Raw genomic sequence first — 26,768 nt, forward strand, 5'->3', positions numbered from 1 at the left:
AAACGGGTTTTTTATATGATAGATCCTATTTTATTCTTTAATAAAAGGATAGGATTTATAATTTTCTACTGATACAATATATTGTCCTTTCGGCAGATTGCTTGTGTCAATTGATATTTTGCTATCATTGGTTTTAGTTTCCAGTACCAGTTTTCCAGACAGATCAAAAATTTTAAGGAGAAGGTTTTTCTCAATATTTTCAATATTTAAGACTTCTTTTACAGGATTAGGATACGTTTTGAAAGTTTTCTTTGTCGCTTCAGTTTCTTTGGTACTCAGCTGTGAAGTGTTGTTGTAGTATATTTTGTTTCCTGAAGGATCTGTGATCACCAGTGTTTTTACATTACCATTGGTTGTAATCTGGTAACTGTATATAGACCCATAAGCTCCTAAAACATATGCATCACAGTTTTTTTGATCGTAGGCACGAACAGGGGTGGCATTTCCTCCATTATAGAATAAAAGCGTGCACGAACTTGCTGTTTTAATAAGGTTATTACCTCCGGGCATGACTCCAAAGCTCATCATAGAGGTATTATAATATCTGGAATTAATCACATAGCTTGTTCCCCCCGCTGAATTGAAAGTAGTTGCAGGAACTCCGTTGTCAATTAAAGGAGTATTCGTTGTCTGCCCGCTGCTTGTTACCATTTTGGAAATATACCAGCTGTTGGAAAGTAATTCCGAAGTTTGCTGGGCAGTCATTAAACTACCTGCTAAAAGAAATAGTAATTTTTTCATGAGTTAAAAGTTTACGGCAAAGATATAAAACAATTTCTTTTACCCTGTTAAATTCTGTCAGAGCAATAAAATAGTAAAAAAAACCGCCTTCATTACGAAGACGGTTTCCATTTTTAAATATAGATAGAAGTTTATGCACTTTCTAATGTGAAGAAGAAACAGCTTTTAAGCCTACCACAGAACCAATAAGTGTTACAATAAAAAATACTCTCCAAAAGCTTACAGGATCTTTAAAGAAAATAATTCCCATTAAAGCCGTTCCTACAGCCCCAATTCCTGTCCAAACTGCATAAGCAGTACCGATAGGCAGCGTTTGAGTAGCTTTGATCAGCAAAAGCATACTGATTGTCATTGTTATCAAAAAGCCGGTATACCACAGGTACATCTCAGTTCCTGATGTTTCTTTTGCCTTTCCCAGACATGATGCGAAGGCAACTTCAAATAATCCCGCGATAACTAATATTAACCAATTCATTTTTTAAAATTTTACTACTGCAAATTTCAGAATTTGATGTGAGAAAAAATTTTACAATTGTTAAAAAATGAAGATGTGGAGAGGCTAAAGAAAAGAAGCTGGAAGAAGTAAAAAAACAATACTGGTCTATCAATAGGGGCGGACTTTAGTCCGCTCGCTCTCAATATAAATACATATTCCTCCGGCTTTAGCCAAAGCATAAGAATTTTTAAATCCTTCAATCTTTGAATTTTAAATTCATTTTATCTCCGCCCGAATTCTACTTAAACTCACCTGCGTAATCCCAAGATAAGACGCAATATAACCCAGCTGAACCCTTTTCAGCAAGTCCGGTTGATAGGTGATGATATCTTTATAACGTTCCAGTGAAGTCTTGAACTGTCGGGAAATAATTAATTCCTCAGATTTTATCATCTCTGCTTCTGCCAGTTTTCTTCCCCAGTTAGCAATATGAATGTCTTCGTTGAAAAGTTTTCTGAGACTTTCTGTTTCCATTCTATACAGATCGCAGTCTTCCAGCAATTCAATGCTTTCATATCCCGGTTTGTCCTCTACATAGCTTTTCATTGAGAGAATGCATTGTCCCTCACTTCCGAACCAGAAAGTAATATCATTATCAGCCGTTGAAGAATAGGCTCTTGCAATTCCTTTTCGGATAAAATACAGATAAGGAATTACTTTATCGGCTTCCATCAGACAAAAGCCTTTAGGATACGAAACCTCTGTGATATGCTCTTTTAAACTGTTTTTTGATGCTTCAGGAAGAAGGTAAACCTTATCAAGAATCTGGTCTATATTCATAAAGATGAATTCTAATAGTCAAAAATATTAGTTTTAAGTAATGCAATACAAAATTATCAGGTAATTTTTATAAGAAATATTGCAGTCCATATAATCAAAATTCTTCCGAATTCAATTTATTTATCGTCAATATTACAAAGGAAAGAGTAAAATTCCCCTCCACTGGAGGGGTGGCGAAAATTCAAAGAATTTTTGACGGGGTGGTTTAAGCTTTTACAATCCTGTATTTCACAATATAACTCTCTTTTTTCTTTAAAAATTAAGATTAACTGTAAAGACCAATTTTGTTTTACTAACTTTGCAGTTCGTAATATTATTTTTATGCACAAAGCAGGATTTGTAAATATAGTTGGAAAGCCCAATGCGGGAAAATCGACCTTACTCAACCAATTAATGGGAGAGAAGTTGGCGATTGTAACGCAGAAAGCTCAGACAACCCGTCACAGAATTTTTGGAATTTATAATGAAGATGACCTTCAGATTGTATTTTCTGATACTCCCGGAGTATTGGATCCTAAATACGGACTGCAGGAAAAAATGATGGATTTTGTGAAGGACTCTTTGCAGGATGCTGACGTTTTTCTATTTATTGTAGATGTTACCGATAAAGCAGAACCGTCAGAATTTTTAATTGATAAACTGAATAAAATCCCTGTACCCGTACTTCTTCTATTAAATAAAGTAGACCAGACGGATCAGGCAGGTCTTGAAAAACTGGTTGAAGACTGGCATGCCAGAATTCCTAAAGCTGAAATTTTACCTATTTCTGCATTGAACGCCTTTAATACAGAGATTATTTTACCTAAAATAAAATCATTACTTCCAGAGAATCCTCCTTATTACGACAAAGATCAGTATACGGATAAACCTGAAAGATTTTTTGTAAACGAAGCAATTCGTGAGAAAATTCTTCTGAATTATGATAAAGAAATTCCATATTCTGTGGAAGTAGTCACTGAACAGTTCAAGGAGAAAGAAGGAATTATCTTTATAGATTCTATTATTTATGTAGAAAGAGATACCCAGAAAGGAATTATTATCGGGCACAAAGGGGAAGCCATCAAAAAAGTAGGAACTGAAGCAAGAATGGACCTTGAGAAATTCTTCACCAAAAAGATTCACTTAAATCTATTTGTAAAAGTGAAAAAAGATTGGAGAAAGAACGACAGAGATCTGAAAAATTTCGGTTACCGTTAAACTAAAACCGCCGGAATCCCGTTGTATTAAAAGATTTTTATTACCTTAGTATAAATTTTTAGTACATGAACTATAATAATTCAAATTCGAGCTCAATACCTAAAGATATTGTTTTGTTAGTGGTAAGAGTGTTTGTAGGTTTTGCGATGCTTTCTCACGGCTTTCCAAAACTTCAGATGCTATTGGCAGGCGGTAAAATCGAGTTTTTCGATTTTATGGGGCTTGGCCCTCAGATATCACTGATTCTTACAGTTTTTGCTGAATTTGTTTGTTCAATACTCCTTATACTAGGCCTCTTTACAAGAGTTTCTTTAGGATTTCTGATCTTTACAATGATTATTGCAGGTTTTGTAGTACATGGTGCAGATCCTTTTGAAAAAAGAGAAATGGCTCTTGTTTACCTTTCCGTTTATCTTTTATTGATGGTAATCGGAGCCGGAAAAATCTCAGTAGATCATATGATTGAGAGAAGAAAAAGGGCCTCAGAATGGTAATTTTAGAATAAGAACAATACAAAATAAAACAAGGCGCTTCAGAGATTGAAGCGCCTTGTTTATTCTTAATAATTGCAGTGAGGTAAGCAATCCCAGATCAGTTTTCCGTTTTCGTCTCTTACTCTGCAAGCCATAAAGCCTGCATCACATAAAGGAGCACTTCCGCCATTGATTGTTTTTAAATGTACTTTTGATAATTTTTTTAAATTTTTCATATTATTTTAATTTGTAAGGTAAATGTAATAAAAAAACGAATATAACACTTAAAAGTGTCTTATTTATTTAATTTTATAAATCTCTTAAAATTCACTACATTCGTAAAAAATGAATTTATATGAAGATAAAACTGACCATCTGCCTTCTGGCATTTCTCAATTTTTACGATGCACAGGAGAATATCACGTACCAAAAGCCATCAGCTGAAATCCTGAAACTGGCAGATTATCAAAGACCGCCAAGTGTTCTGATGAACAGTAAAAAAGATTGGGTGGTCTTCACTTATCGTCCAACATATAAAACACTGGAAGATCTCAGTCAGCAGGAAATGAAACTTGGAGGACTAAGAATTAATCCGGTTACCAATATTTCAAGCAGTACAACATACTCAAATAATCTGAAGATCAGAAAAATCAATGATAAAAATGAGATTCAGGTAAAGAACCTGCCTTCCAACCCGAAAATTACCTATGTTTCATTTTCTCCGGACGAAAAAAAGTTGGCATTTACCAATACAACCGCTAAAGGAGTAGAACTTTGGGTAGTGGATCTGGAAACTGCTTCCGCTAAAAAAATTACGGCTGATAATCTGAATGCTAATTTAGGAATGCCTTATGTTTGGTATAATGACTCTCAAAACTTCCTGATCAGAGCAATTCCGCAAAACAGACCCGCTCTTATAGATGCAAGCAAAGACCTTCCAACGGGTCCGATTGTTTCTACAGCAGACGGTAAAGTTTCTCAGAACAGAACATATCAGGATCTTTTGAAAAATCCTCAGGACGAAAAAAACTTTGAAACTCTTACTGCTTCGGAAATCTACAACGTGGATCTTACAGGTAATCTTAAGAAACTGAAAGATCAGGATATGTACGCCGGATTAAGTTTTTCTCCGGACGGAAATTATCTGATGGCTACAACCATCAAAAAGCCATTTTCTTATATCGTTCCGTTGAACAGATTCCCATCAACAACTGTAGTGTATGACATGAAAGGAAATGCTGTAAAAACAGTAAATGAAGTTCCTTTGAATGAAATCATGCCGAAAGGATTCTCTTCCGTAAGAACCGGAAAAAGAGATATGGGCTGGAGAAGTGATGCTCCTGCAACGCTTACTTTTGCTGAAGCTTTGGATGGCGGAGATCAGTCTAAAGCAGCAGATTACAGAGACGAAGTATTTACATGGGAAGCTCCGTTTACAGCAGCTCCTAAATCTTTCTTCAAAACAAAGCAGAGATATGATGATGTAACCTGGACCAATGATCATTATGCCATTGTTTCTGAAGGCTGGTATGATACAAGAAACACAAAATCTTATCTGATAGACATCAATAACGGAGAATCTAAGGTTTTCGATGATAGAAATTATCAGGATGTTTACAGTGATCCGGGAAATTTCAACACCACGAAAAACCAGTACGGAAGATATGTAATCGATATGAAGGGAGGGAAAGCCTATCTTATCGGAGATGGATTTACCAAAGATGGTCAGCACCCGTTCATTGATGAAATGGATGTAAAATCACTGAAAAAGAAAAGACTTTACACGTCTAACGTAAAGAACGGTAAAGAAGAGATTATTGATATTCTTAACGCTTCAAAGGGGGAAATTCTTACAACTCAGCAGTCGCCGAGTCTTTATCCTAATTACTTCAAAAAGAACATCAAATCTAATAAAGCAGAAGCGGTGACCAACTTTGCAAATCCTTTTGAAAGTATCAAAGACGTTTATAAAGAAGTAATTACTTATAAGAGAAATGATGGAGTTACCTTAACCGGGACCCTTTATCTTCCTGCCAATTATGACAGAAAAGCGAAAAAAGAGAAGCTTCCATTATTAATCTGGGCTTATCCTACAGAATATAAAGATAAAAATACAGCAGGGCAGAATACTCAAAACCCGAACGATTTTACGTTCCCTTACTACGGATCTTTCGTGTATTGGACAACGAAAGGATATGCTGTTCTTGATGATGCCGCTTTCCCAATTATTGGTGAAGGAAAAACAGAACCTAACGATACATTTATTCCGCAATTGGTAGCCAATGCTGCAGCGGCAATTGATGCTGTAGATCATTTAGGGTATATCGACAGAAAGAAAGTAGCTGTAGGTGGGCATTCTTATGGTGCATTTATGACCGCAAATCTTCTGACACATTCTGATCTTTTTGCATGCGGAATTGCAAGAAGTGGAGCTTATAACAGAACTTTAACACCATTCGGGTTCCAAAGCGAGCAGAGAAACTATTGGGATATTCCGGAAATCTATAACAAGATGTCTCCGTTCATGAATGCAGACAAAATGAAGACACCACTTCTTCTGATCCATGGTGATGCAGATAACAACCCGGGAACATTTACTTTGCAGACGGAAAGATACTTCCAGGCATTGAAAAATCTGGGTGCTCCGGTAAAAATGGTTCTTCTTCCAAAAGAAGCCCACGGATATCAGGCTAAAGAAAACATCTTCCACCTTTTATGGGAACAGGACCAGTTCCTTGAAAAGTGTTTGAAGAAATAAATAACAAAAGAGACTGTTTACCATAAACAGTCTCTTTTGTTGATTAAAAAATATAATAAGGAAGTTGTATTAAAACTTAATGGTTTAAAAAATTAAAGATGCTTCAGAATTTCATCAATACTCTTAAGCTCCATAAAATTTGGATGTTCCAGATTAACATCATGCTGTTCATGGCTCCATGTCACATGATAAGGAATATGTGCCGCATATCCTCCGATTTCTAATACCGGTAAAATATCCGATTTGATAGAATTTCCGAGCATCAGAAAATGTTCAGGTTGGCAGTCCAGATGTTTCAACAGCTTTTTGTAATCATGTTCTTTTTTATCACTCATAATTTCAATGTGGTGAAAATAATCCTGTAATCCTGAATTTTTCAGTTTACGCTCCTGATCCAGAAGATCTCCTTTTGTAGCGACAACAAGCCTGTATTTTCCCTTTAAGCTTTCAAGAGTTTCTGTAACGCCATCCAAAAGTTCAATAGGTTTCTGAAGAAGGTCCTGACCAAGCTGTATCGCTTTGTTGACCAAATCTAATGAAGCTGTATTATTGGATACTCTGCCAATAGTCTCAATCATACAAAGTATAAATCCTTTCACTCCGTAACCATACAAATGAAGATTCTGCATTTCCGTTGTAAACAATTCCTGTGATACTGAATGTTGTGGAAGGTAATCTTCAAGAAGTCTGCAGAATTCTGTCTCCGCTTCCTGAAAGTAAGGTTCGTTGATCCAGAGCGTATCATCTGCGTCAAAAGCAATCGTTGTAATATGATTATTCATTTTTGTTTTGTAATTTTCTGTCCGCAAAATTCAGTATAAAAATTAGATAACCAAAGGACATTTGTCCTGGTGAATATGTTAAGGACCAATCATACATTTTTAAACTATCTTGATGAGCTGTATACAAAGCAAAATGGTAGTGGTGATATTACAATAAAATCTTTTTCTGAAGGAGATAAAATCTTGGTACAGGATCATCAGCCTTCCCATGTTATGCTGATTAAAGAAGGGATTGTAAAATGTTATTTTATTGAAGAAAATGGGAAGGAATATATCGTAGAATTCCTGGGAAGTGGGGAAGTAATAGGGGAAGTGGAATTAATCAAAAATATAAACTGTCTGTGCAGTATTGAAGCGCTTACGGAAGTTAAGGTGTATGCAGTAAAAATTCCAGCTTTTAAGGCTTTGATTAAAAATGATCTTGTTTTGAATAATCTTCTTTTAGAATCTTTTGCAGAACGGATTATCAATACTTCCAGCAGAGCATCCTATCAACAGTTATATACGGTAGAACATACCTTAAGACAATTATTGCAAATGCAGTCGAAGCAGAATATTCAGATCTCTAAAGAAGATATGGCCGCTTATCTCGGAATTGCAGTGAGAAGTTTAAATAGAATTTTAAGGGATTTGAAATAATTTTGTTGGGAAATCGCAAAGACGCAAAGTTTTTTTATTCCTATCTGTAATTTTAAGGTGCAATCAAATCAAAGATTTTCAGTAAGTTATGGCTCTGGATTTTTCTATAAGTTGAGGAAATTGCGTATGTTTTTTTTAAATTATAATCTACTTAACCAGCATTCAATTTTATCAAAGATAAAATCCTTGCGTCTTAAAAATACCAAAAGCTTAAATCTATAGCGTCTTTGCGATTTTCCAACAAACAAAATATTAAAATCAAGTTAAATAAAATTTATAACTGTTATTTAAGGGGTGTTTATTTTTTTAATGTGAAAATTTGAATAAAATATTTAAAATTAATAGGGGGGATTTTAAAATTCAGTATTTTTGCGTGAGAATAAGTTGAATTACAATATTCATGGAAACATTAAAGTTCAGAAATGCTGAATTGGCAGATTTAAACAAAATCGTAGCCATCTACAACTCAACAATTGCCTCAAGAATGGTAACAGCAGACATGGAAGAAGTCTCTGTAGAAAGTAAGCTAAAATGGTTTGAAGAGCACAATCCTCAGACAAGACCACTTTGGGTAGTTGAAGATGAGCAAAATGAAACTGTTGGTTGGGTGAGTTTCAGTTCATTCCATGAAAGAGCGGCCTACAATGGTACGGTAGAAGTCAGTATTTATCTGGATGAAACCTGTAGAGGAAAAGGATATGGAAAAACCATTCTTCAGTATTGTATTGATAACGCCGGAAAATTTGGAGTAAAAAACCTTGTAGCGCTTATTTTCCTTCATAATGAGCCAAGTTTGAAGCTGTTCAGACACTTTGGATTTGAAGATTGGGGAAGTCTTCCTAATGTGGCTATTCTGGATGGAGTGGAAAGAAGCCTGAAGATTTTAGGAAAGAGGATAGATTAATTGTAATTGAGGAGAAAGAGAAAAGGTAACCTTGTAAAACAATTTTATGAGCATTTAATCTATAAAAAAATTATACAGAATCATCTGTGTTCATCCGTGAAATCTGCGGTTAAGGAGCAAAACGAAAGAATATAAAAATAGCTGTCTCAAATTTGAGACAGCTATTTTATTTTATGAATTCTGCTTAACTCTTTTAGCAGACATATTCAGGAATCGTTTCACCAGGAAAACGGCTGAGATAGTTAATCCGAGCCCGAGTGCGATCCACATTCCAAATGCTCCCATTTCTAAAGTAACACAGAAGAAATAGCCCAAAGGAATCGTAATGACCCAGTAAGCGATAAAGGTGTAGATAGATGGAATTTTTACATCCTGTAGTCCTCTCAGCATTCCTAAAGCCGTTACCTGAATTCCGTCTGAAAGCTGGAATAAAGCTGCAATAATCATCAGTTTTGATGCCAGACTGATCACTTCAATCTCTTCTTTTTTCGTGAAGAATGTTGGAAGTATATTTCTGCCTAAAATAAACACCAATCCGCAGATGCACATGAAAATAAAAGCAATCTTTAAATTGTTGATTCCTACTTTTCTAAGTTCAACAAAATTTTGCTCTCCAAGCTTTCTTCCGATCATTACAGTAGAAGCCACACTGAACCCAACACACAAGTTGAAGGTGAAAGAAGCCATACTTAAAGCGATCTGGTGAGAAGCAATATCATGAGCGGAAATCAATCCGCAGATAAATGCAGCTCCGGCGAAAGCTGTTACTTCAAAAAACATCTGTAAAGCAGTAGGCAATCCCAATTTTACCATTTTATCAAACATTTTCTTTGAGAAAACCTGGATCTTTAAAGAAAAGTCCTTAATATAACGTCTTGTTCTTTTTTCTTTAAGCAATACAAAATAAAGGAAAACTACCATGAAAACTCTGGAAATCAGGGTTGCTAAAGCAGATCCTTTTACGCCCATCGGAGGAATTCCCCAAAGCCCTTTGATGAAAACATAGTTTAAAACAATATTGATAATATTGGCAATAATAGTAGCTTTGGTAACTCCGATCGTGTAAGATAATCCCTCAGAAACCTCACGAAGCGTCTGAAATGCCATAAACGGAATCATGCTGACCACCATTATACTTAGGAAACTTACCGTATCCGGAATGATCTTGGCCGGCTGTCCGGAATGATAGAGTAGTGGCATTCCTAAAAGAAGAATCACCATCAGGATAATCCCGACAGACATATTAATAATAAAACCGTGGCTGAATACCGAATTGATTGTAGCATGGTCCTCTTTCGAGTGTGCTTCCGAAACCAATGGCGGAATGGCGAATGAAAAGCCCAGAGCTAATACAAATATGGAGAAAAACACTGCGTTCCCCAATGAAACAGATGCCAGTGCATCGGCACCCAAAAGTTTTCCGACAATAATATTATCGAATAAGTTGACCGAAACCTGCCCTACCTGGGTTAGCATCACAGGCAGAGCCAAAGTCAGGCATTCTTTCGTATAGTTTTTGTTTAAAAAGTTCATAATATTTTAAGATTCATATAGTTTATCATTAATAGGGCAAAAAAAAATTTGCAGTGGTAACACTGCAAATTTTTATAATATGGTAAATAATAGCTTATTATTTCCTTACAAAACTTGCAACGTCACCTTCAGAAACAGTGTTTCCACCAAGAATAATCAACCTCTCAACAACGTTTCTTAATTCTCTGATATTTCCAGTCCATGAAAGCGCTTTTAAAGCATCAATAGCTTTGTCGTCAAACTTTTTCACAGCTGTACCATGCTCATCCGCAATCATACCTGAAAAATGTTCAACCAACAATTTGATATCTGCTTTTCTTTCATCCAATGGCGGAACGTAGATTTCAATAACAGAAAGTCTGTGGTAAAGGTCTTCTCTGAATTTCCCTTCCTCAATTTCTTTCTGCATATTTTTATTGGTAGCCGCAATTACTCTTACGTCCACTTTAATTTCTTTATCACTTCCCACAGGAGAAACCTTGCTTTCCTGAAGTGCTCTCAATACTTTAGCCTGAGCAATAAGACTCATATCACCAATCTCGTCAAGGAAGATTGTACCCCCGTTAGCCTGCTCAAATTTTCCCTGCTTATCTTTAATGGCTCCTGTAAAAGATCCTTTTACGTGTCCGAAAAGTTCAGATTCAATAAGTTCAGATGGGATGGCAGCACAGTTTACCTCAATCATTGGGCCTCTTGCACGGTCACTTTGGTTGTGTATAGCATGAGCTACCAATTCTTTTCCGGCACCGTTAGGTCCTGTAATAAGAACTCTGGCATCAGAAGCTGCCACTTTTTCGATCATATCCTGAATCTTCTGCAAAGCAGGAGAATCACCAATCATCTGATATTTTTTGCTTACTTTTCTCTTTAAAGTTTTGTTTTCGGTCTGAAGATTTTTATTTTCTTTCTTCAGAGTTTCTTTAGCCAAAGCATTTTTCACACTTGTGATCAATCTGTTGATGTCAATTGGCTTGGAAATAAAATCGTATGCACCTTCTCTCAAACAGGAAACGGCAGAATCAATATCTGCGTGGCCTGAGATCATGATAAAAGTAGTTTCTGGTTTTAGTGCGAGACTTTGCTTCAACAATTCGGTTCCTGAAACTTTAGGCATCTTAATATCAGAAATCACGAGTGCGAAATCTTCTTTTTCTACCTGTTTGTAACCTTCAAGGCCGTCTTCGGCGATAACAAATTCATAATCGGTGAGTTCATCCGAAAGAATACTGTGAAGTACTCCCGAGATTGCTTTTTCGTCTTCTACTATAAGGATTTTTTGCATAGTTGCAAATTTAAATTTTTTGTTTCAATTATTAGCAAAAACTGTACCTAAATATCTATTTTGAATAGTCTCTTCTCCCAAAAATGGCAGATCCAACTCTCACAGAATTAGCACCACACTCAATAGCTACAGGAAAATCATCACTCATTCCCATTGATAGGGTATTTATTGTTTTTAATTGATTTAATTCATTAAAAAGCCCTTTTAGTATTAAAAATTCTTTTCTAATCTGTTGCTCATCATCTGTAAAAGTGGCCATTCCCATTAATCCGGTAATTTCTACATGAGGAAATTTACCTTCAATATATTGCTGGAAAAGATCTTTCACTTCAGAAATTTCAAGCCCGAACTTAGTCTCTTCCGCAGCAATTTTTACCTGAAGAAGAACTTTAATCGTTCTGTTGTTTTTCTCAGCTTCTTTATTAATTTCTGCTAATAATTTTTCAGAATCTACACTTTGTATGGTGTCAATGAAAGGAGCAATGTATTTTACTTTATTGGTCTGTAAGTGGCCAATAAGGTGCCATTGGATATCCTGGGGAAGAAGAGGCACTTTTTCCAGCAGTTCCTGGACCTTATTTTCTCCAAAGACTTTTTGCCCTAGATCATACACTTCCTGTACTGCAGAAACCGGGTGTGTTTTTGAAACAGCAACCAGCTGGACATGGGATGGCAGCTGGTTTTTTATAGCGTTATAATTTTCTTTAATACTCATAGATGCAAATTTCCGAAATTTCCCTGACAGTTGCCAGTTATGAATACATTTTATAAAGTGCTTTTTACTTAAAGATTAATTCAAAACTTCATTCATCTTCGGATATTGAGAAATTTTCCTGAAAACAAACTTATTGCTCTTCTGTAACTTTTCAATAAAAAGATCAAGTTCATTGATAGAATCTGCATCTCTCAGATATTGATCATGAGTAAGGAACACAAGGTGTCTTGATGTTTTTTCAAGATCATTAAAGAAAATACTGTCCACTTTCTTAATCATTGCCTCATGGCTCCCTTTTAAAGTCATTTTCTGAGAAGGTCTCCATTCAAGATCCCAGCCGATTACTTTATAGCCGGCTTTTTTAAGACCGTCTGCCGCGGCAGTGGAACTTTTAATATCTGTTACATTAATATTATTGAGCCTCCAGATATTTCTTCCCGGAGTTCTGGCAATTTTATCAGTAAGCTTAAGGCTGTCTTTGGCAATATCAAAATCGTGTACTACAGCGTCTGCATTTCTGTAAAAATCTGTGTATTTATTGTGGGCATGGGTGAAACTGTGGTTGGCCAGCTCTACAAGAGGGTTTTGCTTCAGGAGCAGTAGATCATCTTTCTGTCTTTTACTTCCATAAGCATGTTTACCCACCAGAAAAGCGGTTGCACAAACGTTTCTTTTGTCAAGGATTTTTAAAAGATTTTCGGTTCCCTGGTTGGGACCGTCATCGAAGGTAAGGTAGATCACTCTTTTATCCGGGTCTATGCTTTCATCATCCATATCATTGGGGACTATTTCTGCGGAAGGATGTTCCTGTGAACTGACGACGGGGTCATTCACTTCTTTTTTGAAATTACAGCTGTTCAATAAAACTGAAGATGCACTCACCAATGCAAACATCCCGAGAAAAGTCATGTTTTTTGACTTTCCCGCAAAAATTTTTCTCATAAAGATAATGGAATTTAAATTGTTAAAAATCGTTAAAAATAACATGTGAAAATTAACAAATTACATGCCATGCTGTACAGCTTTTTTCTTTTTAAGGTTATTTTAAGAACTTTATTTTAAAGGATGTTTTTATAAATAGCTGGATTGTAAATTTATGATTTGTGTTTAACTGGATTTTAACATTTATAAATGTGAAAACGATAGTATTTTTCTATATTTGTTGAAGTTTTATTATTCTTCATGTTATAGAGAATTATTTTATTTTAACAAAATCAAATGATTTTATTCTAAAAAACTTTTTAAGTATAATGAATTTTGGATGGCAGCAGTTCCCCACGTGTTATTGAAAAATACATAAGCCGTTTTCCCGCTGGTTTTAATTTTTTCCGCAAGTTCATTCATAAAATCCTCGCTATATTCAGATTTGTAAAGAATGGGCTTGCCATGAAGTCTGTAATAAAGAATATCCGGATGATTGATAATTATATCTTCAGGAAGATCACCGGGAAAGCTTACCCCTGAAAAGACCGTATTAAGATCTTTTAAAAGATCAAAGATTTCTTTTTGCCACCATGAGTTGTGACGGAATTCTATGACATTCAGAAAACTGTGATCAATATTATTGACAATGCGTTCTATATTTTCCGGAGTGTTTTTAAAAGAAGGAGGGAGCTGATATAGAAAACCGGAAAGCTTATCCTTCAAGCTGTTTTGAATATGACTGCAAAAAGCTGAGATTTCTTCTTTGGAATTTTCAAGCCTGTTTTGATGGGTAATGGATTTTGGGATTTTAATAAAAAACCTGAATGATTCAGGAGTGTCTTCGTACCATTTCAACAATGTTTTTGAAGTTGGTTTTCTATAAAACGTAGAATTGATTTCTACAGCATTGAATTTTTTTGAATATAAAGAAAGAAAATCTTTACTGTTGGCATCTTCAGGATATAAAGACCCTTTCCAGTCGTTATTATAAAATCCTGAACAACCTATGTAAAGATTTTCTTTTTTCATGATAATTATTTTATATCCAGATCCACGGAATTTAATCTTAATGAATTCAGAATCACAGAAAGAGAACTGAAGCTCATGGCTGCGGCCGCAATCATTGGTGACAGTAGAATTCCAAAGAAAGGATACAATAATCCTGCCGCAACCGGAACACCTAAAACATTATAGATGAATGCGAAGAACAGGTTTTCTTTAATATTTCTAAGGAGCTTTTCACTGAGAAGCTTTGCCTTTGCAACACCTAAAATATCTCCTTTTAATAAAGTGATCTCTGCGCTTTCAATGGCAACATCTGTTCCTGTTCCCATGGCAATTCCTACATCAGACTGGGCAAGGGCAGGAGAGTCATTGATCCCATCTCCGGTCATTGCTACAATTTTACCCTGTTGCTGCAGCCTTTTTACTTCATTCAGTTTGTCTTCAGGAAGGCAGTTGGCTTTGAAATGTTTGATGCCTAATTCATCAGCAACGGCTTTTGCGGTATGTTCGTTGTCTCCTGTCATCATGATAACGTCTATACCTTCACTCATCAGTTGTTTCACTGCTTTTTTGGAGCTTGCTTTGATTTTATCCGTAAAGCTTATGAATCCAAGCACCTGCTGATCCTGTGCAATGTAAGAAATGGTGTGTGCTTTTGACTGTACCTCTACAGCTTTCTGTTTTAAATTTTCAGGAATAGCAATTTGATGTGAGATTAAAAGGTTTTCATTTCCTAAGTAAGCTGTTTTACCGTTGATATTTCCTTTCACTCCTTTTCCGGAAATATTTTCAAACTGATCTACTTTTTCAGCCGTTACATTCTCTTCTTTTGCTCTTTTTATAACAGCGTTGGAGAGTGGGTGTTCAGAATTCTGATTCAGAGAAAAAGCGAGTTTTAAAATCTGGTTCTGATCTTCGTTTACCACTTCAATATATTCTACTGAAGGCTTTCCTTCCGTTAAAGTTCCGGTTTTATCAGTAATCAGAACATTTACTTTGTTCATTTGTTCAAGGGCTTCTGCATTTTTAATCAGGATTCCGTTTTTAGCTCCTTTCCCGATTCCTACCATTAAAGACATAGGTGTTGCGAGACCAAGAGCACATGGACATGCTACTATTAAAACAGCTACAGCATTCACGAAAGCAAATAAACTTTTTTTTCCTTCCGGCCCGAAAAACTGCCACAGAATAAAAGTAAGCACAGCAATAAGGATGACTACAGGAACAAATACTTTTGAAACTTTATCGGTAAGCTTCTGGATAGGGGCTTTACTTCGGCTGGCCTCATTCACCATTTTAATGATTTGCGAAAGTAGGGTTTCATCACCTACTTTTTCCGCTTTCATGATGAATACCTGATTGCCGTTTATAGTTCCGGAAGATACTTTATCGTCAATATTTTTTTCTACAGGAACGGGTTCTCCCGTGATCATACTTTCATCAACGATAGAATTACCTTCAATAATTTTTCCATCCACCGGAATTTTTTCGCCGGGTTTTACTTTTAATAAATCTCCTATTTTTACCTGAGAAAGCAGCACTTTCTTTTCTTCACCGTTTACCATTAGGTTCGCTTCATCCGGAGAAAGATTCATGAGTTCTTTGATGGCATTTCCTGTTTTTTTATGAGCGGCAGCCTCCATCAGCTGGCCTAAAATAACAAGGGTTAAAATAACACATACCGCCTCAAAATATAATGGAATCTCATGATTGTGACCACGAATTTCATGTGGAATAATATCAGGGAAAATCAAAGCCACAATGCTGAAAATAAATGCTGCCGCCACACCCAAAGCAATAAGACTGAACATATTCAGATTCCATGTTTTGAAAGAAACCCAGCCTCTTTTTAACAGAAACCATCCTGAATAAAATAGTACTGGAAGTGTTAAAGCGAGCTCAATAAATCCCTGAACCTGATGTGAGAAGGGGAAATTGATGAACATTCCACCCATTGAAAGAATAAACACCGGAATGGTAAATGCTAATGAAGTAATGAACTTTCTTTTTAGTATGTTGTAGGTTTCATCTTCCTCATCATATCCGCTGTCAGGCATTCTTACGAGATCCATTCCACAGATCGGGCAGTCTCCGGGTTCATCACGAATGATTTCCGGGTGCATTGGACAGGTGTATTTTGCGGTTTTCTTTTCAGGATATTTTACAAGGTCCATCCCACAGACAGGGCATCCTACATTGGAATCATAAGTTTTGTCACCTTCACAATACATGGGGCAGTAATATTTGCCTGCCATCTCATCAGTAACTTTAGGGGCTTCATGATTATGGCCATGGTGGTGATTATGATGGTCGTGAGCATGGGAATGAGAATGCTGGTGTTGTGAAGCCGCTTTTTGTACGAGTTCTTCAGTAATTGGTTCCAAATCCATATGACAAACTGGACAGTCTCCTTTTTCATCATACACTTTATCACCCTCGCAAAACATAGGACAATAATGTTTTCCTATACTGTCTTTAAAATTTTCCGGAAGATGTGTTGATAAGTAAGTGGTTTTATGATTGGGATCTTTAGCCATTTTTTCTTCAATAGGAACCAGGTACATTTTGCAGACAGGGCATCTTTCTCCCTGCTTGAAATAGACTTTATCTCCTTCACATTCCATTGGACAATAGTATACTGAAGAGGGAGATACGCGGTCCTGAGGTTTTACAAAAGCTTTCTCAGGAGTATTAGGATCTTCAATTCTGTATTTTCCTATTTCTGCCAAAGCATCATTTAAATCTGAAAGCTTTACTTCGTGATCAGAAGTAATGGTTGCGGTATTGCTTTCCAGATTTACGTCAGCGATAATTCCGTCAATACTGTTCAGTTGGTTGGATATTTTTTTCTGACAGCCGGAACACGTCATTCCGAGTATTTTATACTGTTGTTCCATGATTCTTAAATTAATACTACAAATTTCCAAAATGGAAAACTAAGGCTGTTATAAATTTAAGGATAATAGTTATAAAATTAGGCTAGTGTGAGAGTGTTAGAGTGGGAGAGTTGTAGGGTTTGAACGTTTGAGTGTTTGTAAGTGAAATAGGAATATTTAACTTTTTTACTCTCAAACCTTCAAACTCTCAAACTTATAGATTATCGAGTGCTTTGCGGTTGTGCTCTTTCAGTTTTTTGAATTCAGTGGGGGTGAACCCGGTTACATTACGAAATTGGGAAGAAAGATGCTGTACACTTTTATAGCCAAGTTTTCCTGCAATTTCAGTGAGATTAAATTCATTATACAGAAGGAGCTCTTTAACCTTTTCAATTTTCTGAAGAATGAAGAACTGTTCTAATGTGATATTTTCGTTTTGTGAAAATGTTTTTGAAAGTGCGCTGTAATCTTTATGAAGTTTTGAACTTAAAAATTCCGAAAGGAGAAAATCTTCCGGGATATCAAGTTCGCTTATTTTTATAATAATCAGGTTTTTGATTTTTTCTACAACCTGATGTGCAGAATCCATAATCCTTTCAAAGCCTGTATTTAACAGCTCTTTTTCTATGATATGCATTTTTTCAGGGGAAACTTCATCTTCTGTTTCTACTTCACCTAACAGAATAGTACTTATCCCTACATCTGCATTCTGAAAAATGTTTTCCACCGCCGCAATGCACCTGTTGCAGACCATATTCTTTATGAAAATTTTCATAGACTGTTGTTTAACCTGTCTTTTACGAATTCAATCTGGGTTTTGCCATGAGGAGCAGGATTACCCTCTGCATCAAGGTTTACCATGACGATTTTTTCTACCGTAATAATAGTTTGATGAGTCATTTTATTTCTCACATCACATCTTAAAGTAATAGAAGAGGATCCGAAATGAGATGCTTCAATTCCTATTTCTATAATATCTCCCTGTTTTGCAGAACTTACGAAATTAATTTCCGAGATAAATTTGGTGACTACTTTTGTGTTTTCCAGCTGAATAATGGCATAAAGTGCTGCTTCTTCATCTATCCATTGTAATAGTCTTCCTCCGAAAAGAGAGTGATTAGGATTTAAGTCTTCGGGTTTTACCCATTTTCTGGTATGGTAGTTCATATCTTTTAATAATTTGCAGTACAAATTTAGTGTTAATAGCTGATGTTTTCAAAAGAATCGTATTTATTGATCTGAAAAGAATCATTCATTTTCTCAATCATTTTCTTTTGGAACGCATTGCTTTGGTTTTTGCAGTTGAAGTATCATTCAGCAGTTTCTGATATTCCTTGCTTTCCATAGGAAATAAAGCAACCTTTCCTTCTGAATTATGATGAAACCCAAATCCGTATTTCTTGGCTAAAGGAGAACGACGAAGACAAGGTTGCCCTTTTGAAAAGAATTTTTCTCTTTCTTTCTGTCTTTCTTCTTCTGAAATCTCATTTTTAATGGCATAACACTCAAAAATAATATCATCTGAAGAAAAAGTGTAAGGGTTTTTTAGAGCCTGTTTAAATTTTATTGAGTAATAATTTTATAGCGGATAATTTGGTCATATTTTCGGAAGACTCATGCAGTAGTTCATAGTTCCTACAAAGCCTTCTGTCATTATCAAACCAAGCAAAAGTTCTTTCTATTACCCATCGTTTACTTACGGGTTTAAACTCTTTTTTAGCTTGTTTTTCTTTATCCCGACTTACCACTTTTACCAGGTATGAATAAAGGCTATGAGCTTTATCTAGAAAATCTCCTCTATAGCCTGCATCAGCAAGAATACACTTGAAATTCATCAGCTCTTCCCTGAGTAATCTAAGCAAAAGCAATCCAGCCTTACTATCATGAATATTGGCTACACAAACCATCACTGCGATTAAAAATCCATTCTTATCTACTAGCACATGGCGTTTTATTCCTTTTATTTTCTTATTTCCATCTACGCCATGAAGACCTCTATTATTGCCCCAGCGTACACTTTGGCTATCCATTATTCCTAAGGAGGCTTCTGCTCGCTGACCCTTTTTTATACGAACTTTCATTCGTAGCTTTTCTAGAATTAAGTCAAAATATCCCAACTCCGTCCAACGGATATAATAGTAATAAACCAATTGCCATTTGGGGAAATCTTTAGGAAGCATACGCCACTGGCAACCTGTTTTTATCAAATACATTAAGGAGTTCCAAATCAAAAGAAGAGGATATTTTCTCTTTCTCTCTTTTAGGTTCATCGTTTTCTTTATATATTGCCACTGGTTTTCAGTTAAATCGGTTGGGTATTTCATTTTTTTTTTTCAAATATCCAACCTCTGAAAGCCTCTTAACAAAATTTTCTACGAAAATTTAAACAGGCTCTTATAATTTTCTCATATTGAAGATTGGCCAATGTTTTTTGTTTTTTTTCAGGAGGAATCTGTGCCTGGGAGACAGGACAGTCTTCGGCAACTTCAATGAGTGTGTTGGTATAATTTGTGGTGTGTGGTTTCATATTTTGGCTTGGAATTTAAGATTTCATGAAGAACGGGACAATAAGGAAGATCGTAATAATAATATTTTCAATCTTATCAGCTTGATTGTGAATGGTTAGACTTGGGTTTTGTTGTTAATTTTTAACTAATTTTATGATAAAATGTTTTCATGTTTAACTAATTGATAGTTAGTGTATTAAATTGATTTTATTTCCCATTTGGGTATTTGGATTCAACATAATGTGAGAAATATTTAAAAAAAGCTTTGATTTGAAATTTTTAATTGTATCTTGCATACGTTTATATTTGGAATCAATATTTGTTCATTAATTTATGTTGTTTTTCTTTTATATACCAAATTTTTATTAATTTTTTAATTTATTTTAAAATGAACATTTTTGTTTCAAACATCAATTACGCAACTAAAGAGTATGAGTTGCACGATCTATTCGCAGAATTTGGTGACGTATCATCAGCTAAAATCGTTACAGACAGAGAAACTGGTCGTTCCAGAGGTTTCGGTTTTGTAGAGATGGGTGATGAAGAAGGACAGCAAGCTATTGAAGCTCTTAACCAAAAAGAATTTAACGGAAAAACTTTAAACGTATCTGAAGCTAAGCCAAGAGAAGAAAAGCCAAGAAGAAGCTTTGACAACAACAGAGGTGGTGGTTACGGAAACAACCGTGGAAACGGTGGTGGATACGGTGGTGGAAACAACCGTGGAGGTAACGGCGGAGGAAACCGTTGGTAAAAAATACGAAGCGGCTTAAAAGCCGCTTTTTTATGGAATTTATTTTAGGAGACTATTTCTCCAATAGATAAAAACAAAGTAAGGCTATCTCATCGATAGCCTTATTTTATTTCAATCTTATCAATATATAAACACTTTCGTAATAAATGCTGGCTGTATCTTGTTCAGAATATTTCTCCCGGGTAATTTCACTGAAAATAAGTTTAACATGATATTTACCCAAATCAGATTCCATAGTTATCTCAGGAACTTTTACATTTCCGGTTTTGTTTTTATTTTCTTCAAACAGTTTTATAATCTGTGGTCCGAAATCTACTTCTTCTTTAGAATTTAATGTTAGCTTTAGTGAGGACTCATCAGTCAGCTGATCTTTAAGCTCAAACTCATCGTTATTCAGTTTTTGCGGATCTCTGCTATAGCGGTGGTAAGAAATTAAATATTGATAATTTCCGAGCTCTACAGCCTGTTTTTCTGGTACAAGAACCAGTCTGTTCATTTCGTATGCCCTGTTTTTTACAGTGACGTTTACATCTGAGAATTTATTCTGTATATCATATCTTATACTATAAAATGCTCCGATTGCAGTATTGTTTGCTAATTCGGCCTGATCTTTTTCGTTGAGTAAGGTAGATAAAAATTTATTTTGTTTTCTTTCAGCCAGAAATTCAAATTTATCGGCAATTTCGTTACGGATGGTATCAGTAACTTTTTTATTGAAATTAATTGTACCGGCACTCATAAGCTGATTCTGGTTTAGAATGTTCATTAATTGCGTTTTCTGACTTCTATTTGCGACACTGAAAGCATTCAGATAGGGGAAAATCAACGCAAAAGCTCCAAACAAAAATAAGCTGATCGGAATAAACTTGATGCTTGGCTTTCTGCCAAAAATAAAATAAACGACAATACTCAGCAGCCACAATGCAAGCAGAAGAACAAAATATCTTGGTTCTGTATAACCGTATTCTAAAATTCTGGTAAAAATAGCTGTGAAAAGTAATACAATTAAAGGAACAATGGTATAATAGAATGCCTTTGAAAATATTTTAACCCAGGATTTCGCATTTTCTTCTTTTAACGGATGTACCAGCAATAATGCCAGAATTCCCACAACACTGTAAGCTAAAACAAGGTAAGAAACCCAGCCTCTTGGCAGCTGCCAGTTGATTAATATTTTAGCTGAATAGAAATAAAGAATAGCTACATAAATAAGCAGCAACGGAATTAGAATAAACTGAGTGAAAAACTTTAAAACAACAGGATAGGTTCCGTCTTTTTCAAGATTGGTAAGTCCTTTATCATTAAATAAAAGAAAAATAAAACTGCTCCCGAAAATAGCCAGAACAAAGAATGTATCTCTGTAAATTCTGTCATGGAAATTAAAATCAAAAAGTTTATCAATAGCCAGAATTGCTAATTCAACACCACCTGTTAAAACTCCTGTAAATACAGCAGTAAGAAAGATATTGACAAAAAGGTTTTTGTTATACTGCCAGAAGCTAAGCTCTCTGTTTTTCTCCAGAAATGGAACAAAAGAAACCAATAAATGGGAGAGTAGCGCGGTAACAGCAATGGTATAAGCGTAAACTTCCGTGAAATTATTTTTTTTATCCGGCAGAATAAAATAGAATCCGATAAGAAAGAGAATACCACCGAGATGTAAGAGCAATTCTTTTCCTATTCTCTGTGAGAACATCTTTAGGGCAAACATCAATGAAATCCCGAGACAGCTGCAAATGGTGAATTTTATATAGGACATAGCATCATTCTGCTCGGTTTCAATAATGCATATAGTACCTATAGAAGCTAATAAAGCCATTACCAGAATCATAGGATATCGGAAAATGACTTCATTGGCCCGGCTCAGAGTTTCCTGGAATTTTGTTTTCATGATTTGGTGTTTTTAAGATTTAGACTAATCCTTTTTCTTTTTCTTCTTTTTATCCTTGTCCTTTTCTTTTACTTTAGTTTTCTTTTCTTTTTTCGGACTTAAGATTTCTTCGGCAATTTCAAATTTAGGTACTTCAATTTTTGCCGGTTTTATTTCAATTTTAAGATCAAAATGACCTTTCATATCTTCCTGGGAAATTAATTTTTCACTTAATAAAAGCTCCAGGATTTCCTTCCCGGAATCATTAAAAAAGTTGTGTGAAAGTTCTTTTAACAGGAATTTTTTATACCCCTCCAAAGGAACAAGTACAGTATATTTGAAGATTCTTCCTTCTTTTACAGTAGACAGATAGCCTTTTTCAACTAATATTTTCAAATAAGTGGAAACGGTATTCTGGTGTGGTTTCGGTTCCGGATGCTGTTCCATAACGTCCTTCAGATAGAAAGATTCCATTTTCCAAAACAGTTTCATAAAGTTTTCTTCTGCGGCAGTAAGATGATTTATTTTCATAGAGTATTCTAATGTTGAAATTGAATATTGCAATAAAGATAGATAAAAGATACCAGAAAAGCTATTCCAGCCCCCATAAATACTTCTTTTACGGTATGTCTTTTTAAAATAATACGGGTAATTCCAACTAAAATAGCAATCCCCAGCCATGCCAGACCCATTTTCCAATCTAGGGTAAAAAATAATGCTGCTACAAATACATTGAACGCCGTATGCATAGAACTTTTGATAAAAAGATTGCTGATCTGAAGGGCAAAGAGAAGAACCAAAATAAACAGCATGACCAGATCAATATATCCATTTTTAATATAATTAAAGGCAAGATAAGCGATCACGCAAACCGCAATAAATATATATAATGTTTTTCTCTGAACCCGGTTAGAGACATCCATATTGGTATATCTTCCGGTTTTCACATTCCATATCAGCCATATAACAACTGGAACAATGACCATTAATAATATAGGAAGAAAATAAAGAATAGAATCTTGGAGACTGTATTTCCTGATACTCATGTACACAAAAAATATGATCAGAGAAACCAACGGATTAAAAAAGTCAGAAATGACTTTTGAAACTTTATGAAGTAATGAAGACTGCTTTTCTTCCATAATCTAGTTTAAAAACCAAATATACCATTATAACCTCAAAAAACAAGCAACAGCAGAGTAATGGAATGAATGTATGAATGAATTAAATAGTTGTCCATTAAGTGTTTTCTGAAAAAAGCATATTGGTTTTAATGGATGATTAAATTCTTTTATAAAGTAGAAACGAAGCTGTAAAAAAAGAAACTTTTCTCATAAAAATGAGCTGATAAAATACCCAAAAGGTATGTTAACAATAATTAAAGATAAAAGGAGAAAGGGGAAAAGTAGAATGAATTTGTGATATTTCTGGTTCGCAAATGGTATTGTAAAAGTCAGATAAATAGGCCTTTTCAATATGCTTTATAAAAGAAGAATAACAGTAGCTAAGCTATTTTGAAAGCCTTCCGAAGGCTCGAAAATTAAGAATAATCCGTTCAGCCCGCAAATAGATTTTACAGAAAAAACGAAAAGTTATATAGGTATAGAATAAAAACAAAGTTTTTTTCATAATTTTGCTCAACTATTTCATCATAAAAAAGCAAGAGCTAACACATGAAAGAATTTTCTAAAGAGGTATACCTGCAGTGGTATGAAGATATGACAATGTGGAGAAGGTTTGAAGACAAATGCCGTTCTCTTTACCTAAAACAAAAGATCAGAGGTTTTTTACATTTGTATAACGGTCAGGAAGCTATCCCTGCCGGATTTACTCATGCAATGGATCTTACAAAGGATAGTATGATTACTGCTTACAGATGCCACATCCATCCAATGGCGATGGGAGTAGATCCTAAGAGAATCATGGCAGAACTTTGTGGTAAAGCTACAGGTACATCCGGAGGTATGGGTGGATCTATGCACATTTTCAGTAAAGAACACCGTTTTTACGGAGGACATGGTATCGTTGGAGGACAAATTCCTTTGGGAGCTGGTATTGCTTTCGCAGATAAATATTTCGACAGAAAAGCAGTGAACATCTGTTTCTTTGGGGACGGAGCTGCAAGACAAGGTTCTTTACACGAGACCTTCAACATGGCAATGAACTGGAAACTTCCTGTAGTATTTGTTGTAGAAAACAACCAATATGCAATGGGAACTTCTGTAAAAAGAACTGCCAACCACGAAGATATCTATAAATTAGGATTAGGATATGAAATGCCTTGCCTTGCAGTAGATGCAATGGATCCTGAAAAAGTGGCTGAAGCTGCTTATGAGGCTATTGAAAGAGCAAGAAGAGGAGATGGTCCTACATTCATTGAAGCAAGAACGTATCGTTACAGAGGACACTCTATGTCTGATGCTGAGCCATACAGATCTAAAGAAGAAGTGGCTATTCATAAAAATGATGATCCAATTGAGCTTGTAAAACACAGAATTTTAGAAAACGGATGGGCTACAGAAGCAGAATTGGAAGCTATGGACAACAAGTCTAGAGACTTCGTTGAAGAGTGTATCGAATTTATGGAAAACTCTCCATATCCTGATGCTGAAAAAGTTTACGAGTATGTATATGCTCAGGAAGATTATCCGTTCCTAGACAAATTAGAAAACTAAAAAATAAAAATTAATTTGAAATTTGACGTTTGAAATTTCTGAAATCTCAAATCTCAAATCTCGAATCTCAAATCAATATAGATTATGGCAGAAGTAATTACGATGCCCCGCCTGTCCGACACTATGACGGAAGGTAAGGTGGCAAAATGGCATAAAAAAGTAGGAGATAAAGTAAAAGAAGGAGATATTTTAGCTGAAATTGAAACTGATAAAGCAGTTCAGGATTTCGAATCTGAAATAGAAGGTACCCTTTTATACGTAGGTGTAGAAGAAGGAGGCGCTGCTGCTGTAGACACTGTTTTGGCTATTATCGGGAATGAAGGAGAAGATATTTCAGGATTAACAGGTGGAGCTGCTGCAACTGAAGAAAAAAAATCAGAAGAAGAGCCTAAAGCAGAAACTGCTGCTCCTGCTGCAACAGAAATTCCGGCTGGAGTAGAAGTTATTACAATGCCTAGACTTTCTGATACAATGACAGAAGGTAAAGTAGCTAAATGGCATAAAAATGTAGGCGATACAGTAAAAGAAGGTGACCTTCTTGCTGAGATCGAAACAGATAAAGCAGTACAGGATTTCGAATCTGAATTCAATGGAGTACTATTGAAGCAAGGGGTAGAAGAAGGAGGTGCTGCTCCGGTAGATTCAGTATTGGCAATTATTGGCCCTGTAGGAACTGATGTTTCCGCTGTAGGTGCTCCAAAAGCTGCTGCTCAGTCTGCTGAAAAACCAACTGAACAAAAACCAGAAGCTAAAGCTGAGGAAAAAGCGGCTCCGGCTGCCAGCTCTTCATCTTCTGACAGAGTTGCAATCTCTCCACTGGCTAAGAAAATGGCTCAGGATAAGGGGGTTGATATCAACAATGTTCAGGGATCTGGTGAAAATGGAAGAATCGTTAAAAAAGATATTGAAAACTATCAGCCGGCTGCGAAATCAGCTGCTTCAGCTCCTGCAGCAAGCGCTGCTCCTGTTGCAGTGAACTTCGTACAGGGAGAAGATACAGAGACTCAAAATTCACAAGTAAGAAATATCATTGCAAAACGTCTTTCTGAAAGTAAATTCTCTGCACCTCACTACTATCTGATGGTGGAGATCAATATGGATAAAGCTATTGAGGCAAGAAAAGAAATCAATTCTTTACCAGATACTAAAATCTCTTTCAACGATATGATCATTAAGGCAACTGCAATTGCTTTAAGAAAACACCCTCAGGTAAATTCAAGCTGGGCTGGTGATAAGATCATCCACAGAGGGAATATCAACATTGGTGTAGCAGTAGCTATTCCGGACGGATTGGTAGTTCCAGTGTTGAAAAATACAGATCAGATGACGTATACTCAGATTTCTGCATCCGTAAAAGATATGGCTTCAAGAGCTAAGAGCAAAGGTCTTAAGGCTAACGAAATGGAAGGATCTACATTCTCTATTTCCAACTTAGGAATGTTCGGAATCGAAACGTTTACAAGTATCATCAACCAGCCAAACTCTGCAATCCTTTCAGTAGGAGCAATTATCGAGAAACCAATCGTTAAAGATGGTCAGATCGTAGTTGGAAATACCATGAAGCTTTCATTAGCTTGTGACCATAGAGTGGTAGATGGTGCTACAGGTGCTCAGTTCCTGCAAACATTAAGAACTTATTTAGAAAGTCCATTAACATTGTTACTGTAATTTTTCTGAATTTGAAAATAATAAAACCTCCCAACTCGGGAGGTTTTTTACTTTCTGGCAAGCTGAAATACAGATAGCTACCTCAAACCTTTTAGGTTTAGAAAAAGAAAATATCATTTTTTACCTAAAAGATAAGACCGAAATAATTAAAAAAATTAACGGAAAAGACTAATATAAATAGATTAGGAAAAT

The 26,768-nt window shown here is 35.6% G+C and carries 27 protein-coding genes; 8 read left to right on the forward strand and 19 right to left on the reverse strand.

The genetic code is table 11. From position 1 onward, the window contains the following. Positions 1-30: 30 nt before the first annotated feature. The 3 genes from CLU97_RS08810 to CLU97_RS08820 form a co-directional block, all read right to left on the reverse strand. Complete coding sequence (locus CLU97_RS08810) at positions 31-741, reverse strand: T9SS type A sorting domain-containing protein (protein ID WP_121487595.1); 711 nt, start codon at positions 739-741, stop codon at positions 31-33. Between the two features lie 142 nt (positions 742-883). Further along, positions 884-1,216, reverse strand: a complete 333-nt coding sequence (locus CLU97_RS08815) for a DMT family transporter (RefSeq protein WP_077414420.1) — start codon at positions 1,214-1,216, stop codon at positions 884-886. Between the two features lie 237 nt (positions 1,217-1,453). Further along, on the reverse strand, positions 1,454-2,017 hold the full coding sequence (locus CLU97_RS08820) for a Crp/Fnr family transcriptional regulator (RefSeq protein ID WP_105703443.1): 564 nt from the start codon (positions 2,015-2,017) through the stop codon (positions 1,454-1,456). A 321-nt stretch (positions 2,018-2,338) separates the two neighbouring features. On the opposite strand from CLU97_RS08820, the gene era reads away from it, so the two are divergent. Both era and CLU97_RS08830 read left to right on the forward strand, forming a co-directional pair. After that, entirely contained in the window at positions 2,339-3,214 is an 876-nt protein-coding gene (era, locus tag CLU97_RS08825; RefSeq protein WP_105703444.1) for a GTPase Era, read from the forward strand. Between the two features lie 65 nt (positions 3,215-3,279). Next, complete coding sequence (locus CLU97_RS08830; RefSeq protein ID WP_105703445.1) at positions 3,280-3,708, forward strand: DoxX family protein; 429 nt, start codon at positions 3,280-3,282, stop codon at positions 3,706-3,708. A 65-nt stretch (positions 3,709-3,773) separates the two neighbouring features. On the opposite strand, the gene CLU97_RS23660 is transcribed toward CLU97_RS08830, so the two are convergent. Beyond that, positions 3,774-3,923, reverse strand: coding sequence for a bacteriocin-like protein (locus CLU97_RS23660; protein WP_183084543.1), 150 nt, complete (start codon positions 3,921-3,923; stop codon positions 3,774-3,776). A 119-nt stretch (positions 3,924-4,042) separates the two neighbouring features. Between CLU97_RS23660 and CLU97_RS08835 the strand changes: the two genes are divergently transcribed. Beyond that, positions 4,043-6,445 (forward strand): prolyl oligopeptidase family serine peptidase, encoded by a 2,403-nt coding sequence (locus CLU97_RS08835; RefSeq protein WP_121487596.1) that lies wholly within the window; start codon positions 4,043-4,045, stop codon positions 6,443-6,445. A gap of 92 nt (positions 6,446-6,537) precedes the next feature. Here the strand turns inward: CLU97_RS08835 and CLU97_RS08840 are convergent, their stop codons facing one another. Then, a complete protein-coding gene (locus tag CLU97_RS08840; RefSeq protein ID WP_121487597.1) occupies positions 6,538-7,227 on the reverse strand; it encodes an HAD family hydrolase in 690 nt (229 codons plus the stop codon). Between the two features lie 75 nt (positions 7,228-7,302). On the opposite strand from CLU97_RS08840, the gene CLU97_RS08845 reads away from it, so the two are divergent. Further along, positions 7,303-7,866: a Crp/Fnr family transcriptional regulator gene (locus CLU97_RS08845; RefSeq protein ID WP_121487598.1), complete on the forward strand. Its 564-nt coding sequence runs from the start codon at positions 7,303-7,305 to the stop codon at positions 7,864-7,866. A 400-nt stretch (positions 7,867-8,266) separates the two neighbouring features. Then, the gene (locus CLU97_RS08850; RefSeq protein ID WP_121487599.1) at positions 8,267-8,770 is read left to right on the forward strand and encodes a GNAT family N-acetyltransferase; all 504 of its coding nucleotides are present in this window, start codon (positions 8,267-8,269) and stop codon (positions 8,768-8,770) included. Between the two features lie 171 nt (positions 8,771-8,941). On the opposite strand, the gene CLU97_RS08855 is transcribed toward CLU97_RS08850, so the two are convergent. The 11 genes from CLU97_RS08855 to CLU97_RS24015 all read right to left on the reverse strand — a co-directional run bounded on the left by CLU97_RS08855 (position 8,942) and on the right by CLU97_RS24015 (position 19,632). After that, on the reverse strand, positions 8,942-10,303 hold the full coding sequence (locus tag CLU97_RS08855; protein ID WP_121487600.1) for an MATE family efflux transporter: 1,362 nt from the start codon (positions 10,301-10,303) through the stop codon (positions 8,942-8,944). A 97-nt stretch (positions 10,304-10,400) separates the two neighbouring features. After that, positions 10,401-11,585 carry a sigma-54-dependent transcriptional regulator gene (locus tag CLU97_RS08860; protein ID WP_121487601.1) on the reverse strand — a complete coding sequence of 395 codons (1,185 nt, stop codon included), beginning with the start codon at positions 11,583-11,585 and terminating at the stop codon, positions 10,401-10,403. 55 nt (positions 11,586-11,640) lie between these two features. Then, positions 11,641-12,300, reverse strand: a complete 660-nt coding sequence (locus CLU97_RS08865) for a YggS family pyridoxal phosphate-dependent enzyme (RefSeq protein ID WP_121487602.1) — start codon at positions 12,298-12,300, stop codon at positions 11,641-11,643. Positions 12,301-12,375: 75 nt separating this feature from the next. Continuing rightward, positions 12,376-13,242, reverse strand: a complete 867-nt coding sequence (locus CLU97_RS08870; protein WP_121487603.1) for a polysaccharide deacetylase family protein — start codon at positions 13,240-13,242, stop codon at positions 12,376-12,378. Between the two features lie 282 nt (positions 13,243-13,524). Beyond that, complete coding sequence (locus tag CLU97_RS08875) at positions 13,525-14,253, reverse strand: DUF72 domain-containing protein (RefSeq protein ID WP_121487604.1); 729 nt, start codon at positions 14,251-14,253, stop codon at positions 13,525-13,527. A 5-nt stretch (positions 14,254-14,258) separates the two neighbouring features. Beyond that, complete coding sequence (locus CLU97_RS08880) at positions 14,259-17,126, reverse strand: heavy metal translocating P-type ATPase (protein WP_121487605.1); 2,868 nt, start codon at positions 17,124-17,126, stop codon at positions 14,259-14,261. A 193-nt stretch (positions 17,127-17,319) separates the two neighbouring features. Further along, a complete protein-coding gene (locus CLU97_RS08885) occupies positions 17,320-17,880 on the reverse strand; it encodes a helix-turn-helix domain-containing protein (RefSeq protein ID WP_121487606.1) in 561 nt (186 codons plus the stop codon). Further along, a complete protein-coding gene (locus CLU97_RS08890; RefSeq protein ID WP_121487607.1) occupies positions 17,877-18,272 on the reverse strand; it encodes an acyl-CoA thioesterase in 396 nt (131 codons plus the stop codon). Before CLU97_RS08890 ends, CLU97_RS08885 begins: the two co-directional genes overlap by 4 nt. A gap of 97 nt (positions 18,273-18,369) precedes the next feature. Beyond that, positions 18,370-18,672 carry a DUF6157 family protein gene (locus CLU97_RS24010; protein ID WP_228437856.1) on the reverse strand — a complete coding sequence of 101 codons (303 nt, stop codon included), beginning with the start codon at positions 18,670-18,672 and terminating at the stop codon, positions 18,370-18,372. Next, a complete protein-coding gene (locus tag CLU97_RS08900; RefSeq protein WP_121486240.1) occupies positions 18,662-19,429 on the reverse strand; it encodes an IS5 family transposase in 768 nt (255 codons plus the stop codon). The genes CLU97_RS24010 and CLU97_RS08900 overlap by 11 nt, the downstream gene beginning before the upstream one ends. Positions 19,430-19,464: 35 nt before the next feature. Next, entirely contained in the window at positions 19,465-19,632 is a 168-nt protein-coding gene (locus CLU97_RS24015; RefSeq protein ID WP_228437599.1) for a DUF6157 family protein, read from the reverse strand. A 368-nt stretch (positions 19,633-20,000) separates the two neighbouring features. Between CLU97_RS24015 and CLU97_RS08905 the strand changes: the two genes are divergently transcribed. Further along, positions 20,001-20,363, forward strand: a complete 363-nt coding sequence (locus tag CLU97_RS08905; RefSeq protein WP_121487608.1) for an RNA recognition motif domain-containing protein — start codon at positions 20,001-20,003, stop codon at positions 20,361-20,363. A 106-nt stretch (positions 20,364-20,469) separates the two neighbouring features. On the opposite strand, the gene CLU97_RS08910 is transcribed toward CLU97_RS08905, so the two are convergent. The 3 genes from CLU97_RS08910 to CLU97_RS08920 are packed head-to-tail and all read right to left on the reverse strand — an operon-like array spanning position 20,470 to position 23,375. Then, positions 20,470-22,254: a DUF4153 domain-containing protein gene (locus CLU97_RS08910; protein ID WP_121487609.1), complete on the reverse strand. Its 1,785-nt coding sequence runs from the start codon at positions 22,252-22,254 to the stop codon at positions 20,470-20,472. Positions 22,255-22,278: 24 nt separating this feature from the next. Beyond that, entirely contained in the window at positions 22,279-22,764 is a 486-nt protein-coding gene (locus CLU97_RS08915) for a BlaI/MecI/CopY family transcriptional regulator (protein WP_121487610.1), read from the reverse strand. 8 nt (positions 22,765-22,772) lie between these two features. Beyond that, positions 22,773-23,375, reverse strand: coding sequence for a phosphatase PAP2 family protein (locus tag CLU97_RS08920; RefSeq protein ID WP_121487611.1), 603 nt, complete (start codon positions 23,373-23,375; stop codon positions 22,773-22,775). Between the two features lie 531 nt (positions 23,376-23,906). On the opposite strand from CLU97_RS08920, the gene pdhA reads away from it, so the two are divergent. Together pdhA and CLU97_RS08930 are read left to right on the forward strand one after the other, a co-directional pair. Continuing rightward, the gene (gene pdhA / locus CLU97_RS08925) at positions 23,907-24,908 is read left to right on the forward strand and encodes a pyruvate dehydrogenase (acetyl-transferring) E1 component subunit alpha (protein ID WP_121487612.1); all 1,002 of its coding nucleotides are present in this window, start codon (positions 23,907-23,909) and stop codon (positions 24,906-24,908) included. Positions 24,909-24,992: 84 nt separating this feature from the next. Further along, positions 24,993-26,576: a pyruvate dehydrogenase complex dihydrolipoamide acetyltransferase gene (locus CLU97_RS08930; RefSeq protein ID WP_121487613.1), complete on the forward strand. Its 1,584-nt coding sequence runs from the start codon at positions 24,993-24,995 to the stop codon at positions 26,574-26,576. The last annotated feature ends 192 nt before the right edge of the window (positions 26,577-26,768 follow it).

The organism is Chryseobacterium sp. 7, from assembly GCF_003663845.1.
GTDB lineage: Bacteria > Bacteroidota > Bacteroidia > Flavobacteriales > Weeksellaceae > Chryseobacterium.